At 69.9% G+C, this 16,991-nt stretch carries 16 protein-coding genes and 1 other RNA gene; 12 read left to right on the plus strand and 5 right to left on the minus strand.

The features are described from left to right. Positions 1–194: 194 nt before the first annotated feature. Complete coding sequence (locus tag BXU09_RS10050) at positions 195–878, minus strand: hypothetical protein (protein WP_078302191.1); 684 nt, start codon at positions 876–878, stop codon at positions 195–197. 335 nt (positions 879–1,213) lie between these two features. Here BXU09_RS10050 and BXU09_RS10055 point away from each other — a divergent pair, with 335 nt between their 5' ends. Beyond that, a complete protein-coding gene (locus BXU09_RS10055) occupies positions 1,214–2,581 on the plus strand; it encodes an alpha/beta hydrolase (protein ID WP_144012064.1) in 1,368 nt (455 codons plus the stop codon). A gap of 74 nt (positions 2,582–2,655) precedes the next feature. Here the strand turns inward: BXU09_RS10055 and BXU09_RS10060 are convergent, their stop codons facing one another. Continuing rightward, positions 2,656–3,315, minus strand: a complete 660-nt coding sequence (locus BXU09_RS10060; RefSeq protein ID WP_078302195.1) for a thiamine diphosphokinase — start codon at positions 3,313–3,315, stop codon at positions 2,656–2,658. A gap of 160 nt (positions 3,316–3,475) precedes the next feature. On the opposite strand from BXU09_RS10060, the gene BXU09_RS10065 reads away from it, so the two are divergent. After that, positions 3,476–5,116: a CTP synthase gene (locus BXU09_RS10065; protein WP_055362401.1), complete on the plus strand. Its 1,641-nt coding sequence runs from the start codon at positions 3,476–3,478 to the stop codon at positions 5,114–5,116. Between the two features lie 161 nt (positions 5,117–5,277). Here BXU09_RS10065 and coaE read toward each other — a convergent pair whose 3' ends face one another. Continuing rightward, positions 5,278–5,883: a dephospho-CoA kinase gene (coaE, locus tag BXU09_RS10070; RefSeq protein WP_078302197.1), complete on the minus strand. Its 606-nt coding sequence runs from the start codon at positions 5,881–5,883 to the stop codon at positions 5,278–5,280. Between the two features lie 349 nt (positions 5,884–6,232). On the opposite strand from coaE, the gene BXU09_RS10075 reads away from it, so the two are divergent. The 3 genes from BXU09_RS10075 to gatA all read left to right on the plus strand — a co-directional run bounded on the left by BXU09_RS10075 (position 6,233) and on the right by gatA (position 10,073). Beyond that, a complete protein-coding gene (locus BXU09_RS10075; protein ID WP_346417560.1) occupies positions 6,233–7,480 on the plus strand; it encodes a tetratricopeptide repeat protein in 1,248 nt (415 codons plus the stop codon). A 357-nt stretch (positions 7,481–7,837) separates the two neighbouring features. After that, complete coding sequence (locus BXU09_RS10080; RefSeq protein WP_078302201.1) at positions 7,838–8,410, plus strand: CAP domain-containing protein; 573 nt, start codon at positions 7,838–7,840, stop codon at positions 8,408–8,410. A gap of 187 nt (positions 8,411–8,597) precedes the next feature. Continuing rightward, positions 8,598–10,073: an Asp-tRNA(Asn)/Glu-tRNA(Gln) amidotransferase subunit GatA gene (gene gatA / locus BXU09_RS10085; protein ID WP_078302203.1), complete on the plus strand. Its 1,476-nt coding sequence runs from the start codon at positions 8,598–8,600 to the stop codon at positions 10,071–10,073. Positions 10,074–10,121: 48 nt separating this feature from the next. Here the strand turns inward: gatA and truB are convergent, their stop codons facing one another. Beyond that, complete coding sequence (gene truB, locus BXU09_RS10090; protein ID WP_078302205.1) at positions 10,122–11,048, minus strand: tRNA pseudouridine(55) synthase TruB; 927 nt, start codon at positions 11,046–11,048, stop codon at positions 10,122–10,124. A 78-nt stretch (positions 11,049–11,126) separates the two neighbouring features. Between truB and BXU09_RS10095 the strand changes: the two genes are divergently transcribed. The 3 genes from BXU09_RS10095 to rnpB all read left to right on the plus strand — a co-directional run bounded on the left by BXU09_RS10095 (position 11,127) and on the right by rnpB (position 12,817). Then, a complete protein-coding gene (locus BXU09_RS10095) occupies positions 11,127–11,498 on the plus strand; it encodes a hypothetical protein (protein ID WP_078302207.1) in 372 nt (123 codons plus the stop codon). After that, the gene (locus BXU09_RS10100; RefSeq protein WP_078302209.1) at positions 11,495–12,301 is read left to right on the plus strand and encodes a pseudouridine synthase; all 807 of its coding nucleotides are present in this window, start codon (positions 11,495–11,497) and stop codon (positions 12,299–12,301) included. The genes BXU09_RS10095 and BXU09_RS10100 overlap by 4 nt, the downstream gene beginning before the upstream one ends. Before the next feature lie 78 nt (positions 12,302–12,379). Beyond that, positions 12,380–12,817: RNase P RNA component class A (rnpB, locus tag BXU09_RS10105), an RNA gene on the plus strand. Between the two features lie 82 nt (positions 12,818–12,899). Here the strand turns inward: rnpB and BXU09_RS10110 are convergent. Beyond that, positions 12,900–13,250: a DUF423 domain-containing protein gene (locus BXU09_RS10110; RefSeq protein WP_078302211.1), complete on the minus strand. Its 351-nt coding sequence runs from the start codon at positions 13,248–13,250 to the stop codon at positions 12,900–12,902. A 249-nt stretch (positions 13,251–13,499) separates the two neighbouring features. Between BXU09_RS10110 and mraZ the strand changes: the two genes are divergently transcribed. The 4 genes from mraZ (at position 13,500) to BXU09_RS10130 (ending at position 16,691) form a co-directional block, all read left to right on the plus strand. Further along, positions 13,500–13,928: a division/cell wall cluster transcriptional repressor MraZ gene (mraZ, locus tag BXU09_RS10115; protein ID WP_055363104.1), complete on the plus strand. Its 429-nt coding sequence runs from the start codon at positions 13,500–13,502 to the stop codon at positions 13,926–13,928. A 119-nt stretch (positions 13,929–14,047) separates the two neighbouring features. Then, positions 14,048–14,950 (plus strand): 16S rRNA (cytosine(1402)-N(4))-methyltransferase RsmH, encoded by a 903-nt coding sequence (gene rsmH, locus BXU09_RS10120; protein WP_078302212.1) that lies wholly within the window; start codon positions 14,048–14,050, stop codon positions 14,948–14,950. Continuing rightward, positions 14,947–15,354: a hypothetical protein gene (locus tag BXU09_RS10125; protein ID WP_230273774.1), complete on the plus strand. Its 408-nt coding sequence runs from the start codon at positions 14,947–14,949 to the stop codon at positions 15,352–15,354. The genes rsmH and BXU09_RS10125 overlap by 4 nt, the downstream gene beginning before the upstream one ends. Next, positions 15,345–16,691, plus strand: coding sequence for a penicillin-binding protein 2 (locus tag BXU09_RS10130; RefSeq protein WP_078302214.1), 1,347 nt, complete (start codon positions 15,345–15,347; stop codon positions 16,689–16,691). Before BXU09_RS10125 ends, BXU09_RS10130 begins: the two co-directional genes overlap by 10 nt. The last annotated feature ends 300 nt before the right edge of the window (positions 16,692–16,991 follow it).

The raw sequence follows: 16,991 nt of genomic DNA on the forward strand, positions 1-16,991 counted from the left end.
GCTCACCTTATCGGAGGCCCATGAGGCAAGTGCGGCAGCGCGCACACACACTGCCCGCCCGCACCGCGCCGCCCCGCGAAGTTCAACGAATCATGAAGACCGGCGGCGGCAGGGAGACGGAGGCCAGGGAGCGTAACAGCAGGCGGCGGGAAGCGAACGCATCGCCCCCCGCCGCCTGCCAGTGGCTGCCCGGACTACAGGCCCAGCAGGCCCAGCGCGGCCGTGTCCGTCAGTTCCTTCTGGAAGGGCTGCACCAGCGCCCGCTCCTGCGCGGTGCCGGTCTGCACGTCACGGTTCAGGTCCGGCAGTTGCCCGCTCTGAAGCGACTGCGCCGCCTGCGCGAAATCGATGTTCGGCACGCCCAGCGCGCGGTTCACTCCGGCGCGCACCTGCGCGTAGCGTTCCGGTGTCATCCCCTCGGCCGTCAGCGCCGCCGCCTGCGCCTGCCGGGCCGCGCCCACACTGCTGCCCGCGTCCCGTAGGACCGTCATCACCTGCAACAGGTTCGGGTTCTGCCCGCCCTGAATGTCGGTCCACACCTGCTGCACGCCCGTGAACGAGCTGCCCATCGCGGCGCTCACCTTGCGGCGCACCCGCACGAACTGCTGCACCTCCGCCCGCGTGAGCGGCGCGGCCTGCGTGTCTGCGGCGCCCCCGTCCGGCTGCCCCGCCGCGGGTGGGGTCGGCTGATCCTGAGTCTGCCCCTGCGGTTGGCCCTGCGGCTGGCTCTGCGTGGTGGGCGGCTGCCAGTTCGCCAGGAACGACCGCGCCGGCTGAACCACCAGGAACCACGCCAGTCCCCCCAGAACCGCCAGGACCAGCAGCGTGCCGCCCCCGCAGCCCAGGCAGCCGCATCCCAATCCCCGGCCCTGCTTCATGCGGCGGCCCCCGCGCGGCGGTAACGGTTCCCGAATCGTGCAGCGGTCTGTGTCATGCCCCCAGGTACGCAGGTGTCCCCCGGATGGTTCCAGGGTCCGTCCCGGCCGCCGCGCCTCCTGCGGTCCCGGTCATACGGATTCCGTTTGTTTCGCCGACAACCCGGAACATCGCCGGGTTGCCAGCTCCACGCCCGGAACCCGTTTTGCTCCTACTCGCTCCGCTCGGATTGAACGGGTTTTGCAACCCATTCAATCGGAGTCCGTATCAGGCGCTATGATGGCCGCCGACTCAGACAATTCACATGCGCCCTGCGCGCATTCCCGGAGGCTTCACCATGATGCGTTCCCTGACCGCCAGTCTGCTCGCTGCCCTCGCCCTCGCCGCCTGCTCCCGCACGCCCGTTCCCGCCGAGACCCGCACGCAGGACACCCGCACCTTCACGGCCATCACGCCCACCCTGACCGCCCGGACCGGCGCGCAGCTCTACCAGGGCAAGATGCCGGGCCTGCGCGGCGAGGCCGCCTACGCCATCGAGGTGCCGGCCACCTGGAACGGACAGCTGGTCATGTACACCCACGGGTACGCCGGGGACGGCCCGGAACTGCGCGTCCAGACCCCCCCGCTGCGCGACTACTGGCTGAGCCTCGGGTACGCCTGGGCCGCCAGTTCCTACAGCGCCAACTACTACGACGTGCAGGCCGGCGTGGAAGACACCAACGCCCTGGCCAACGCCTTCGCCACCCTGACCGGCCGCGCCAGGCCCACCAAGACGCTGATCATGGGCGTCAGCATGGGCGGCCACGTGGCAGGCGCCGCCGTCGAGAAGGAGACCGCGCAGACCGCGAAGAACAGGACCACCTACGCCGCCGCCATGCCCGTGTGCGGCGTCATGGACGAGGAGTACGAATTCCAGTGGCTGGGCGACTACACCCTGGTCGCCGCGCACCTCGCGGGCCTGGGCGCCAGGACCTTCCCGCAGGGCACCGACACCTTCAAGGCGCTGCTGCCCGACATCCTGAACGCCAGCTTCAGCTCGTACAGCGGCGCGCTGTGGCAGGAGAACGCCACGCAGGGCGCCAAACTGCGTGAGATCGCCCGCAACCTCACGGGCGGCCCCCGCCCCGTGTTCGACCTGGGCTTCCGCGTCGGGGCGCTCCAGGGCGCCGTGTTCAGCACCGGCGGCTCGGACGGCACCGTGACCGGCATCCTGCCCCGCAACACGTACGGGAACGCGAACACCACCTACCGCTGGACGACCGCCGCCGCGCCCACCCCCGCCGAGGTCGCCTTCAACGCCAGCATCCTGCGCGTCACGCCCGCCCAGAACGCCAACCCCGCCCTGCCGGACCGCGTGCGCTACCTGCCGCGCGTGAACGGCGAATTCAGCGTGCCGGTCCTGACCCTGCACACCACCGGGGACTTCTACGTGCCCTTCCGGCACCAGCAGCTGTACCGCGCCGCCGCCACTGCCGCCGGGAGCGGCGACCGGCTCGTGCAGCGCGCGATCCGCGCGCCCGGCCACTGCGACTTCACGGCCGCCGAACTCGTCGAGGGCTTCAACGACCTCGTGAAATGGGAAGCGGGCGGCACGAAACCCGCCGGGGACGACGTGACCACCCCCGCCGTCGTCGCCGACCCCAGCTACGGCTGCACATTCACCCGTGGCACGCGCCCCGGCGTGGACTCCTGCCCCGCGAACTGAGGGGCTTAGGCTGTAGGAAGTAGGAACAGAGCAGCGGGGGCATTCCAGCGTGGAGTGCCCCCGCCGCTGTCGGTTCAGTCCGGCAGGGTGGGCAGGACCGTCACGAGCGCGCGGCCCCCGCGCAGCGAGGCGGTCACCGGCCCGCCCTGCACCTCGTTGCTGACCGTCCAGCCGCTCCCCAGCGGAATATCGGTGTCCGTCAGCGGCCAGCGCACGCCGCCCAGGCTCAGGCCCCGCAGGTCCGAGACGGCCAGCACGCTCAGGGTCGCGCCCGGCGGCACGTCCAGCGACAGGGGAGAGGCGGGCGTCAGCGGCCAGCCCCACTCGTCCCCGCTGGTCAGGGTCACGCGCTGCCCGTCGCGTTCCGTCAGGCGCACGGCCAGCAGCGCCAGCGCCAGCGCGTGATCAAAGCGCCCCCCGAACGCGCCCAGCAGCACCAGCTCGGTTGCGCCGCGCTCCAGCGCCACCCGCACCGCCAGTTCCGCGTCCGTCTCGTCCTTCGCGGCCGGATGCACCTCGCGCGGCGCGTCCACGAACACACCCGCCGACGAGTCGAAATCCCCCACCCACACGTCCACCCGCAGGCCCGGCCCCTGTATACCCGGCCCCTGCATACCCAGCAGCGCCGCGTGCCGCGCCCCGCCGTCCGCCGCGACCACCACCCCCGGACGCGGCAACGCCCGCAGCAGCGGCGCATCCACCAGCCGGCCCCCCACCAGAATCCACGCGATCAAACGGCCCTCACGCCCGGCAGTATGCCGCGCGGCGCGGGGTCACCCCCCGCCGGGATTCCGTGTGCTAGGATCAAATCCCGGAGGCCGAGCGCCCCGGTTTTTCTTTTTGGCCCCTTTGCAGTGGGGTGGCCCCGCGTGGGGCGGGCGCTCGCGGTCAGACATGAAATACATCTTCGTTACAGGCGGCGTCGTCAGCAGCCTTGGTAAAGGCGTGGCCAGCGCGTCCCTCGGGGCGCTGCTGCGTGCGCGCGGCTACCGCGTCACGGCCGTCAAGATCGACCCGTACATCAACATCGACGCCGGCACCATGCGCCCCTACGAGCACGGCGAGGTCTTCGTCACGGCCTCAGGTGCCGAGACCGATCTGGACATCGGCAACTACGAACGCTTCCTGGACCTCGACATTCCCGCCGGCAGCAACATCACGACCGGGCAGGTGTACCAGGAAGTCATCCGCAAGGAACGCGCCGGGGATTACCTGTCGCAGACCGTGCAGGTCATCCCGCACGTCACGGACGAGATCAAGAGCCGCATCCGCGCCGCTGGCGAGCGCGCCGGGGCCGAGATCGTCCTGATCGAGGTGGGCGGCACCGTCGGCGACATCGAGAGCCTGCCGTTCCTCGAGGCGATCCGGCAGTTCAAGTTCGACGAGGGCGACGAGAACGTCCTGTACCTGCACCTGACGCTGGTGCCGTACCTGGGTACCAGCAACGAGTTCAAGACCAAACCCACCCAGCACTCGGTCGCGGAACTGCGCTCCGTGGGCATCAGCCCCGACATCGTGATGGTCCGCAGCAAGGAGAAACTCCCGGCCGAGATCACCCGCAAGATCGCCGCGTTCACCAGCGTGCGCGAGAACCGGGTGTTCTCCAGCTTCGACGTGTCGCACGTCTACGAGGTGCCGCTGGCGCTGGAAGAACAGGGCCTGGGCAAGACCGTCGAGGACATCCTGTCCCTGGAACGCACCCACCCGAACCTGGGCGTGTGGCAGAACGCCGTCAGGACCATCAAGCAGCCCCGGCGCGAGGTCACGATCGCCATCGCCGGGAAGTACACCGCCATGCCCGACGCGTACCTGAGCCTCATGGAGTCCCTCACGCACGCCGGGATCGCCAACGACGCCCGCGTGAACATCCAGTGGGTGAACGCCGAGGACCTCGCCGACGCCAGCGTCACGCCTGACGATGTGCGGGAACGCCTCGCCGCCGCCGACGGGATTCTGGTGCCCGGCGGGTTCGGTATTCGCGGCATCGAGGGCAAGGTCCGCGCCGCGCAGTACGCCCGCGAGAGCGGCACCCCCTACCTGGGCATCTGCCTGGGCATGCAGATCGCCGTGATCGAGTACGCCCGCCACAAGGCCGGCCTGGAAGGCGCCAACAGCGCCGAATTCGACGAGTACGCCCCGCACCGCGTGATCGACCTGATGCCCGAACAGCTGGAAGTCGCCGGGATGGGCGGCACCATGCGCCTGGGCGACTGGCCCATGGACCTGAAAGCCGGCACTAAGATCGCTGAACTGTACGGCGTCCCGCAGGGCGGCACCGTCCGCGAACGCCACCGCCACCGCTTCGAGGTCAACCCGGCCTACACCGGCCGCCTCCAGGACGCCGGACTGGTCATCAGCGGCGTCACCCCCGGCGTGGAAGGACGCGGCGCGGGCCTCGTGGAGACCATCGAGATTCCCGGCCACCCCTTCTTCGTGGCCCTCCAGGCCCACCCGGAATTCAAGAGCCGCCCCATGCGCCCCAGCCCCCCCTTCGCCGCCTTCGTCAAGGCCGCGCTGGACGCCCAGCAGGCGTAAACACGGTCAGCAGAGGGGGCGGCGGCGCGAGGCGTGGCCGCCCCCTCTGCTAGGGCGTGGGCAGCAGGAAGTGGGAAGCGGGTGGCCTTGACGTGGAAGGCCGGGTCGCGCACACGCTGCCCACCATCCGCCATCCGCCATCCGCCATCCGCCATCCGCCATCAACCATCCAGCCCCAGCTGGCGCAGCGCGGCGTCCACCTGCGTTTCCAGGTGGGCGTGGTCGCCGCTGTTGTCGATGACGACGGTGGCCCGCTGACGTTTCTGCTCGGCGGGGAGCTGGCGGGCGTCGCGGGCCAGCACCTCGGTCTCGGTCAGGCCGCTGCGGTCCATGACGCGCCGCACGCGCAGCGGCAGGGGGGCGTCCACGACGATCACGGCGTCCATCTGGGTGTGCAGGCTGCTCTCGAACAGCAGTGGCACGTCCTGCACGACGGTCTGTTCTCCGCGTGCGACGGCCTGTGCTTCCAGCTCCGCCATGCGCTCACGCACGCGCGGGTGTGTGATGGCGTTCAGGTCCGTCAGTGCGGCCGGATCGCCGAACACCCGCGCGGCCAGCGCGGCGCGGTCCAGGGTGCCGCCGACCACCACGCCGGGAAAGCGGACGTCCAGCAGGGCCAGAACGTCCGGGTCCTGCGTGACCAGCCGGGCCTGCTCGTCGGCGTCCAGGACGGTCAGGCCGCGCTCGCGCAGCAGGGCGGCGACGGTACTCTTGCCTGCGCCGATGGAGCCGGTCAGGCCCACGCGCCGGAGGGAAGGGAAGCTCATGATCCCGACTGTAATACGGACTCCGATTGAATGGGCTTTGCAGCCCATTCAATCCGAGCGAAGCGAGTGGGAGCAAAACGGGTTCCGGACGTGGAGTCGGCAATCCGGTGAAGTTCCGGATTGTCGGCGAAACAAACGGAATCCGTATAACAGCGGTGCCGGGGAGCGCGGCGCGTCAGCTGCCGGTCACGCGGCGCGTGAAGACTGTCAGAATGGGTGGTCCCGTATCTCACAGCCGCTTCACCCCCGCTGTGTTCGTTCTCACGTATTATCCGCTCACGCCAGTTGCTGGCAGGGCGTGGTCGTTCGGGCGCAGCCGCTCCGGACGAACCCCACGGAGGTTTTTCGAGTGAATCGACGCACGACCGTTTCTGGCCTGCTGGGCCTGATGATTACCCTGGGCCTCGCCGCGGCGTCCGCTGCGGTCGCCCAGACTGCTCCCGCCCAGACGCCTCCCGCCCAGACGCCTCCCGCGCAGACTGCTCCTGTACCGACGCCTCCTGTACAGACGCCCGCACCGACCACTCCTGCCGGCACGACCCCGGCCGCTCCGGCCCGCGTCATTCCCGCCGCGAACTACGTCGCGGTGGGCGTGTACTACTACGAGCAGGGACAGTTCGATCAGGCGTACGTGGCGTACCGCGCCGCCGCCGAGATCGACCCGCGCAACCCCGACGCCCTGATCGGCCTGGGCCGCTCGCAGGTGAAACTGCGGCTGTACAGCGCCGGTATCGAGACCCTCAAGCGGCTGATCAGCCTGGACAGCCGGAACTTCGACGCGTACATCTCGCTCTCGCAGGCGTACGTGCAGCAGTACATCGGCGCGGGGGACCGCGCGGCCGTCAGCAGCAACCTGGGCGAGGCGCTGCGCATCCTGACCGACGCCGAGGCGCTGGCGCAGACCCCCACGGCCGGCAAGAACGTCCCGCTCAGTCGCGTCTGGAACGAGCGCGGGTACGTGTACAAACTGCAGGGCGACGCCACGAAGGCCATTCAGGCGTTCCGGCAGGCGACCACCCTGAACCCCGACAACTCGATCCTGCTGTACAACCTGGGCGACATGTACTACGCGACCGGGAACATCCCGCAGGCGCTGGATTACCTGCAGCAGGCCGTGATCGTGGATCCCCGCGACGCCTTCAACCGCGCGTACTACGCCAAGCTGCTGGCCCTGAGCGGCAACCTGACGGCCGCGCGCCCCGAGGCGGCGCAGGCCGCGCGTCTGGCGCCGAAGAACGCCTACGCAGTCGGTCAGTACGGAGTGGTCAGCTACCTGGCCAAGGACGCGGCCACCGCCCGCGCGCAGCTGACCCAGGCGGTCACGCTCGATCCGCTGCGTTACCCGGAGTTCTACTACTACCTGGGCCGCCTGAACCTCGACAGCGGTGAACTGAAGGCCGCCCGCGAGAACCTGACGCGCGCCGCCGCGCTGGGCAACAACACCCCCGAGTACCTGTACTACCTGGGCCTGAGTTACGAGCGGGGGGCCGGAGTGGTGGCACCCGACCGCCTGAAGGCCCGCGAGAACTACGAGGCGGCCCTGAAACTCAGCCCCTCGTACCGGCTGGCCCAGGAGGGCCTGAGCCGCACGCGCTGAGAGCCGCCCGCGCCGGAACTGTCACAGAAATCTGACAGACGCCGCTGCCCGTCACAGTCCACTTCAAGCTGCCAGCGACCCGTCCACCGCGACGGGTCGCTGGCATTTTCACCCCCCACCCCCCACCCCCGGACCTGCCGCTGTCTGCGGGGCTGAAGGCGTCTGGGACAACAGAAAACACCGGTCATGGTGTGGGTGGGCGGGGCGCGGCCTGCGGGGCTTCTCCCCCCCATATGGGGGCATTCCGGGGCGCCGTCATTCATGCACGCCCGCGTGAGCCGCCTGAAAGGGACCACTGACTAAGGTGAGGACACTTCAACCGCTGACCACACTCAGGCAGCGACAAAGGACCCTCACATGCCCAGCTTCCCCCACCCCCTGACCCTCCTGATCCCCGCCGCCCTGCTGCTCGCCTCCTGCGGCGCCGGCCCCAGCACCCCCAGCGCCGTGGGCAGCACCACCGCCACCGGCAACCAGGGCAGCGGCCTGAAAGACGCCGGCAGCCAGACCATGGGCGCCGAGGAAGCTCAGATCCTCCGGGAGATCAACGAGGCCCGCGCCGTGCCGCGCACCTGCGGCACCCAGCGCTTCGCGGCGGCCGCGCCCGTCACCTGGAACGGCTACCTGGCGGCCGCCGCCCGCGCCCACGCCGCCGACATGGCCGCCCGCGGGTACTTCGACCACAACACCCCGGAGGGCGTCAAGCCCGCCCAGCGCGCCGAGGCCGCCGGGTACACCGGCTGGCAGGTGGTGGCCGAGAACATCGCCGCCGGGTACACCCTGGGCAACGTCACGCAGGGCTGGCTGGACAGCCCCAGCCACTGCAAGACCCTGATGGACCCCACCCTGAAAGAGGTGGGCGTGGGCTACGTGTACAAGCCCGGCAGCCGGTACGGCACCTACTGGGTGCAGGATTACGGCACGCGCTAAGGCGTGACCGCACCGCGCACCAGGGTTGAAGCTGGGCGCACGCGACAAACAAAGGGTGGGACGGTTCTGTGAGGGGAGCCGTCCCACCCGCCCTGTTGTGGGCAGGCCGGACGCCAGGAGTCGCCGGGCAGGCCGGTTCAGACGGCCGGGCGCACCGGGCCGGGCCGCGCCGCTAGACTGACCGGGTATGCCCGTGCCCGCCATCCCACCCACCAGCGCCACCAGCAGCGCCGCCGCACAGGCCCGCGCCGTGCAGTCGCGCGACACGACCCCCCAGGACCTCGCGGCCGCCGCCCTGGCCCGCATCGAGGCGGCCCGCGACCTGAACGCCGTCCTGAGCGTCAACCCGCACGCCGCCGAGCAGGCCGCGCAGGTGCAGGCCCGCCTGGACGCCGGCCAGACCCTGCCGCTGGCGGGCGTGCCCGTGATCGTCAAGGACAACATCAACGTGACTGGCACCGCCACCACCAGCGGCAGCCGCATCCTGCGCGGGTACGTCAGCCCCTACGACGCCACCGCTGCCGCGCGGCTCGTGCAGGCGGGCGCCGTGATCGTCGCCAAGGCCAACATGGACGAGTTCGCCATGGGCAGCTCCACCGAGAACAGCGCCTACGGCCCCACCCTGAACCCGCACGACCCGGCCCGCGTGCCCGGCGGCAGCAGCGGCGGCAGCGCCGTGGCCGTCGCCGCCGGCCTGAGCGCCGTCAGTCTGGGCAGCGACACTGGCGGCAGCGTCCGCCAGCCCGCCGCGTTCACCGGCGTGTACGGCCTGAAACCCACCTACGGCCGCGTCAGCCGCTACGGCCTGATCGCGTACGCCAGCAGCCTCGATCAGATCGGGCCGTTCGCCCGCAGCGCCGAGGACCTCGCGCTGGTCATGAACGTCATCGCGGGGCATGATCCCCTGGATGCCACCAGCCTGCACGCCCCGCCCGCCTTCGCCGCCGGGACGCCCGACGACCTGCGCGGCCTGCGGGTCGGCGTGATCACCGAGAGCCTCGCCGGGAACACGGCGGGCGTGAACGCCACCCTGAACGCCACCCTGGACGCCCTGCGCGGCGCGGGCGCGACCACCGCCGAGGTCAGCCTGCCGGAACTGCGCTACGCCATCGCCGCGTACTACCTGATCGCCATGCCCGAGGCCAGCAGCAACCTCGCCCGTTTCGACGGCATGGTGTACGGCCAGCGCGTGCCCGGCAGTGACGTGACCGAGGCCATGACCCTGACCCGCGAGCAGGGCTTCGGCCCGGAAGTGCAGCGCCGCATCCTGATCGGCACGTACGCCCTGAGCAGCGGCTACTACGACGCCTACTACAGCAAGGCCATGAAGGTCCGCCGCCTGATCGCCGACCGCTTCGCGCAGGCCTTCGGGCAGTTCGACGTACTCGTCACGCCCACCAGTCCCTTCCCGGCCTTCCGGCGCGGCGAGAAGACCAGCGATCCGCTGGCCATGTACGCCGCCGACGTGGACACGGTTGCCGTCAACCTCGCGGGCCTCCCGGCCCTGAGCGTCCCCGCTGGCTTCGAAACCGTGGACGGCACGCCCCTGCCGGTCGGCATCCAGTTCATCGCGCCCGCCCTGCACGACGAACGCCTCGTGCAGATCGCCGGAGCGCTGGAAGGCATCGGGGTCGCGCAGCCGCAGGTGGCGCCGGGGTACTGAAGAGGGTGTGGGTTGTGGGAACGGCTCGTTCTACACCCCACAACCCCCTCACGCCCAGGCGCGCACGACTTTCAGTTGCTCGCCGTTGCCGTCCACGACCGCCACCAGTTCGCCGTTCAGGGTGACGACGTGGCGGCCCTGCGCGGAGTGGGCCGGGCGTTTGCCCTGGCGGAGTTCGCGCGCCACGCGGTCGTCGGCCTCGATCACCGGGAAGTCCAGCGCGGCGAGGTCGGGAATGCCGGTCGCGCCGGGCAGGTCCTCCACCGTCACGGCGTCCCGCAGGTCGTAGCGGCCCACGCGGGTGCGGACCAACCCGCCCAGGTGCGCGGGAACGCCCAGCGCGGCGCCCACGTCGCGCGCCAGCGAGCGCAGGTACGTGCCGCTGCCCACGCGGGCGCGCACCAGCAGGGTGGGAAACTCGCCCAGCGCGGGCGGCAGCGTGAAGGTGTGGCCGGTTTCAGCGGGTGTCCAGCTCTGCGGGTCGAAGGTGCGCGGCGCGGCGTCCACGCTGGGGTAGACGCCCAGCAGGTCCAGGGTGTGAATCACGACGTTCCGTGCGGGCAGGTCCAGCGTACCCCCGGCGCGGGCGACCGCGTAGGCCCGCTGCCCGCCCACCTGAATGGCGCTGTACTGCGGCGGCACCTGCGCCTGCGGCCCTGTGAAGGATTGCAGTAGCGTCTGCACCTGCGCCGGGTCCAGGGGCGGCACGTCGCCCGTCTCCTCGACCGGCCCCTCGGCGTCCAGGGTGGGCGTCCCGGCCCCCAGGCTGATCCACGCGAGGTAGTCCTTGCTGTCGGCCTCCATGAACTGCACGACCTTGGTGCTGTCGTCCACGCACAGGACCAGCACCCCGGTCGCCAGGGGGTCCAGGGTGCCGGTGTGCCCCACCCGTTTCGTGCCGCGCGCGCGGCGGGCGCGGTTCACGACATCGTGAGAGGTGAGGTTCAGGGGTTTGTCGACGGCGATCACGGGCATAACCGCGAGGCTACCAGAGCGGCGCCAGCCGGGAGCGGCGCACGCACCGCCTCGCCGTGGCCGCGTAGACTGTTCCCTGTGTTGCGTGTCGCGTTCTGGCTGACCGCCCTGCTGTTCGTTCCGCTGGGCCTGTACCTGTACTTTCTGTCGCCGGGCGTGGCGGCCCTGCTGGGCGTCTCGCCGCTGTGGCTGGCGCGCGGGAGCGGCGCGCTGCTGCTGGCCTGGGGCGCGTTTCAGGTCGCGGCCAGTTTCAGGCCCGACGCCGTGAAGGTCGCCGGGCTGGCCGGCGGAAACCTGCTGTGCGTCGCCGCGCTGCTACCCGCCGCCCTGCGCGGCGCCGAATCCCTGCCCACAGGTCTGCGCTCGCTGCTGCTGGGCCTGTCGGCCTTCCTGCTCGTTCTGGCCGTCGTGGCCATTCTCTCGTTTCCATCCCGCCGGGGGCACCTATGACCGACCGATCCGCTGACCATCCTGACTCCACACCCGCCAGTTCCGGCGGGGAACGCCTGCAAAAACGCCTCGCGCGCGCCGGGGTCGCCTCGCGCCGCGCCGTCGAGGACCTGATCAAGGCGGGCCGCGTGACCGTGAACGGCGAGGTCGCCGTGCTGGGCCGCACCGTCACCGACGCCGACGACGTGCGCGTGGACGGGCAACTCGTCGAGACGACCGCTGTCGAGAACGTCACGTTCATGCTGCACAAACCCGCCGGGTACGTCACGACCGCCCGTGACGAGTACGGCCGCCGCAACGTCCTGGACGCCATGCCCAGCATTCCGGGCCTGCACCCGGTCGGGCGGCTCGACAAGGATTCCGAGGGTCTGCTGCTGCTCACCACCGACGGGCAACTCACGCTGAACCTCACCCACCCCCGTTACGGGCACGAGAAGGCCTACCGCGCCTGGACCGAAGGGGACGCGCCGCCCACCGCCGAGGAACTCGAGTCGCTGGTGACCGGCGTGGAGCTGGAAGACGGCGTGGCCCGCGCCGTCAGTGCCGAACCGGCCCGCGAGGGAGCCTTCGTGGTGCTGGGCGAGGGCCGCAACCGGCAGGTGCGGCGCATGCTCGAAACCATCGGTCACCCGGTCTACCGCCTGCTGCGCTACCGCGTGGGCGGCCTGTGGATGGGCGACCTGGAACCCGGCGAGTTCCGTCAGCTGAACCAGAAGGAACTTCAGGATCTGCTGCACCCGGAGCGCATGCCCCCCGCCGTGTGGGAACGTGCGCAGCGCGAGACGATGGCCCGCTGGGGCTGAGCCGCCCCGTCCCCGCGCCCTCACGCGCCTGCCCGTCCGGGTGGGGTGCGTGGGGGCGGTCTGCTATGCTCTGTCCTTGCGGGGGAATGTTCGGCCGCGCCCAGGCGTGAGTCTGGGTGAGGAAAGTCCGGGCACCGCAGGGCAGGGATGCCAGCTAACGGCTGGTCGGCGAGTCAAGTACCCGCGGCGCGCGCCTGCGTGCGGGTGGCGGCGAAGCCGAAGGACAGTGCCACAGAAACCAGACCGCCACCTGCCGGCGTTTCAGTACGTAAAGCCCCGGCGCGGGCGGGCAGGTGGTCAGGGTGAAACGGTGCGGTAAGAGCGCACCAGACTCCCGGGAGACCGGGAGTGTCTGGTAAACCCCATCCGGTGCAAGACCCGACAGTGCGCGAGGGTGGCCCGCCCTATGACCGCCAGGATGGTCGCTTGAGGCGCGCGGCGACGCGCGTCCCAGAGAGATGGCCGAACAGTCACGAGAGTGACGGACAGAACCCGGCTTACAGTTCCCCCGCACCAGACGAGCAGGCCGCCCCATTCAACCGGAGGCGGCCTGCCTGTTGTGGGGTGGGGACTGTTCCTGCAACCCACCGCCCACGTTCTACTTGCGGGCGTCCAGCGCGGCCAGGACGAACCCGGCGATCATCAGGGCGCCGCCGATGGGCGTGACGGCACCCAGGATCTTCACGCCGGTCAGGGTCAGCAGGTACAGGCTGCCGCTGAAGACCACGGCGCCGGCCAGCAGCAGCCGGGGCGCGCGGGTCTGGGCGGGCTGGGTACCCAGGATCAGCAGGGCCAGCGCGGCGTACATCTGGTAACGCACGCCGGTCTCGAAGGTATTCAGGGCTTCGGGCGTCAGCTGGGCTTTCAGGGCGTGGGCTCCGAACGCACCGAGCGCGACGCCCACGGCGGCCAGCAGCGCGCCGTTTCGCAGGGCATGGGGGGCAGTCATGCCGCCGATGCTAGCGGGGGCGGCCGGGGAAAGTGTCCTCGGGCGGGGTGCGCTCTGGGGGGCGCGGTGGGAAAACAGGAGCGTTCGGGTGCCATTTGTGGGTTCTGGTGGGAATTGGTGGTAATTCGTGGGGAGGGCTGTTACACTCGCCGCATCAACCTCAATGCGTTTAGTTCGTGTTCATGGTTGAACGTTGCCTGACGTTTCGCCGGGCGTACCGGTGGGAGCGGGTGGGGAAAAGGGGAGACGTTGCCGTTCGGAGAGTACCCGTACACCATCGACGACAAGGGGCGTGTGGTCATTCCACCGCCTTTTCGCGAATTCGTGGAGGACGGCATGATCCTGACGCGCGGCATGGAAGGCTGCCTGTACGTGTTTCCGCTGTCCAGCTGGAAGCGCGTCGAGGAGCAGCTCGAGGGTCTTCCCCTCACGGACGCCGGATCGCGGGCGTTCGTGCGTTTCTTTTACTCCGGCGCGAACAAGGCCCGGCTGGACAACCAGAGCCGCGTGTCGGTGCCGCAGACCCTGCGGGCCTTCGCGGGTCTGGACAGCGACGTGATCGTGGCGGGCGCGCCCGGTCGCCTGGAACTGTGGACCCCGGACCGCTGGGAGGCGGCCATCACGGCCGTGCAGGACAACCCGCCCAACCCTGACCTTCTCGTGAACTTCGTGGCGTGAATAGCATGAATGCAGATACCGAACAGCCCAACCGCGTGACCCCGGAGCCTTCCGCTCCGTCTGAATCCATCCCTTCCGAAGTCATTCCCACCGGGTCCATCCCAACGGACGTCATCCCCATGGACATCATCACGGACGAGTCCGACCCGGACGGGCCTGGGAGCCTCTCGCACGTTCCGGTGCTGGCCGACGAGGTCATCGCGGCCCTGGCTCCCGCGCCGGGCAAGGTGTTCGTGGACGGCACGCTGGGCGGCGCCGGGCACACCGGGCTGCTGCTGGCGGCCGGCGCGACCGTGTACGGCATCGACCAGGATCCTTTCGCGCTGGAACGTGCGCGCTCCGCGAACCACGCCGGCCTGCACGTCCTGCAGGGCAACTACCGTGACATGGTGTCGCTGCTGGCGGGTGCGGGCGTCACGCAGGTGGACGGCATCCTGCTGGACATCGGCGTGAGTTCCTTTCAGCTCGACGACACCGGGCGCGGCTTCTCGTACCACACCGAGGCCCCGCTGGACATGCGCATGAGCCAGTCCGGCGAGAGTGCCGCCGACGTGGTGAACGGCTACGACGAGGAGGACATCGCCGCGATCATCTACGAGTACGGCGAGGACCGCCTGTCGCGCCGGATCGCGCGCGGCATCGTGTACGCCCGCGAGAAAGCACCCATCGAGACGACCGTGCAGCTCGCCGAGATCGTCAAGCGGGCGTATCCGGGCTTCAGCAAGGGCATCCACCCGGCGCGGCGGACCTTCCAGGCGCTGCGGATTCACGTGAACGACGAACTGGGCGCGCTGCGCGACGGTCTTCAGGCCGCCGAGACGCTGCTGGCTCCCGGCGGGCGGCTGGCCGTGATCAGCTTCCACTCGCTGGAGGACCGCATCGTGAAACGCTTCCTGCTGGGTAGCGAGGTCCTGACCCCGCTGACCAAGCGGCCCGTGATCGCCTCCGAGGCCGAGCAGGCCCTCAACCCGCGCGCCCGCAGCGCGAAACTCCGCTCGGCCGAGCGGGTGGGGGCCGCGTGATCCTGCCGTTCCGGAAGGGCGCGGCGCTGCGCGAGGTGCGTCTGGGCCGCCTGACGGTGGACACCAGCCTGCCCACCTGGCGGGGCCGGGCGGTGCGGTACGTGCTGATCTACCTGCTGATGGTGCTGGCGCTGGTGACGGTGCGCGCCGCGACGCAGGGGGTCCGGCCGGCCCTGAAGGAGGCGCAGGCGCGTGAGGCGGCCCTGACCACGCAGCGTGACGACCTGGCGCTGCAACTGCAGGTGCTGGAAAACCCGCAGCGGCTGCGGGACTGGGCCTTCGCGAACGGCATGCAGCGGTTCACGGACGCGGCTAAGGAGACCGGGAAGATCGGGGGCGTCAAGGCGGCTGCGCCCGCGCCTGCCGCGCCGCGCCAGGTGGAGGTGAGTGTTCAGTGGAAGTGAAGATCCGGACCCGGTCGGCGTTCATGCGGGTGCTGGCGCTGGGGATGTTCCTGCTGCTGGTCTGGGCGTACGGGCAGCTGGAGTGGGGCGTGCCGCAGGCGGTGCGCAGCTCGGTGGTGCAGGCGCGCGGCAAGATCGTGACCTCCGACGGCAAGGTGCTGGCCATGAGTCGCGACGGCAAGCGGGTGTACCCGCAGGGGCAGATCGCGGGGCAGCTGGTCGGCATGATGGGCGCCACCGAGGGCCTCGAGGGGCTGGAGGCGGCGTACAACGACTCGCTGGCGGCCGGGCAGACCCTGAAACTCACGCTGGATACCCAGGTGCAGGCGTCGGCTGAGGCGGCGCTGGCGCGGGCCGTGCCGGCGCACCGGGGCGAGTTCGGGTCGGTGGTGGTGCTCGAAACCCGCACGGGCCGTGTCCTGGCCGCCGCGACGTACCCGCCGTTCAATCCGAACAACTGGCGCCGGTACGCGCCGGAGGTGTGGCTGAACCGGCCGTTCGTGACCCGGTTCGAGCCGGGCTCCACCGTCAAGCCGCTGGTGGTGGCCGCCGCCATGAACGAGGGCCTGACCACGCCGGACACGGTATACAGCACGCCCATGCGCCGCTTCGTGGGGGGGCGCTGGGGCAGCACCATCGGGGACCAGGTGGCGCATCCGTCGTCGCTGAACACCCAGGGCGTCCTGCGCTACAGCAGTAACGTGGGTATGACGCACATCGTCGAGCGTTTCCCGTCCGAGGATCTGTACGGCTACCTGCAGGCCTACGGGTTCGGGAAGGAGCCGAGCGTGCCGAACCTGCCGGCCGCGACCGGGTCGCTGCAACCCCTGTCGCGCTGGGACGATCTGGTGCGTGCCACCAACTCGTTCGGGCAGGGAATGAGCGGCACGAACCTGCAACTGGCGGCGGCTTTCAATGTCCTGGCGAACGACGGGCAGTACGTGACGCCGCGGCTGGTCGAGGGCGCCGGGGGCGTGGAGCGCCGTAACGTGATCCGTCCGGAGGTGGCGCGCGCCACGCGGCTGATGCTGCGCAACGTGATCAACGAGGGCATCTTCGCCAAGGCGGGCATCGAGGGATACGACCTGGCCGGGAAGACCGGGACGGCGCAGACGGTGGACGCCAACGGTCGGTACTCGAAGACGGTGTACGACAGCACCTTCGGTGGGTTCTTCCCGGCCGAGTCGCCGCGCGTGACGATCGCGGTGATGGTGCACGGCGCGAAGATCGAGTACCACGGCTCGCAGCTGGCCGCGCCGATCTTCAAGGAGATCTCGGCGGATGTGCTGTCGAGCTGGGCGGCCGCGCCGGGCAAGGCCAGCGGAGCTGATGAGTAACGCGTGAGAGTGGGCAGCGAATTGACCGCCTGTTCAACTGTTCCTTCGTGCTTCTCTCACGCCCGACCTGTCACACAGGGTAACCCAGCTTACTAAGTCATCTCTTCTGGGAGCCCAGAGAGCAGTGGTAGATACCGGATTCTGCCGGGTGCAGAACATTTATGTGAGAAACTAAATGAGAGCATTAGAACTTGTCTCATCTATCAGAATGCCCCCTAGTGGGCATTTTCTGTTTTTTATACACGCAGTATAGAAATTACTGGTCTTTAAAATGAGATCATAAACCCCTTTTTATCAGGA

Origin of the sequence: Deinococcus sp. LM3, from assembly GCF_002017875.1 — a bacterium.
Lineage (GTDB): Bacteria > Deinococcota > Deinococci > Deinococcales > Deinococcaceae > Deinococcus.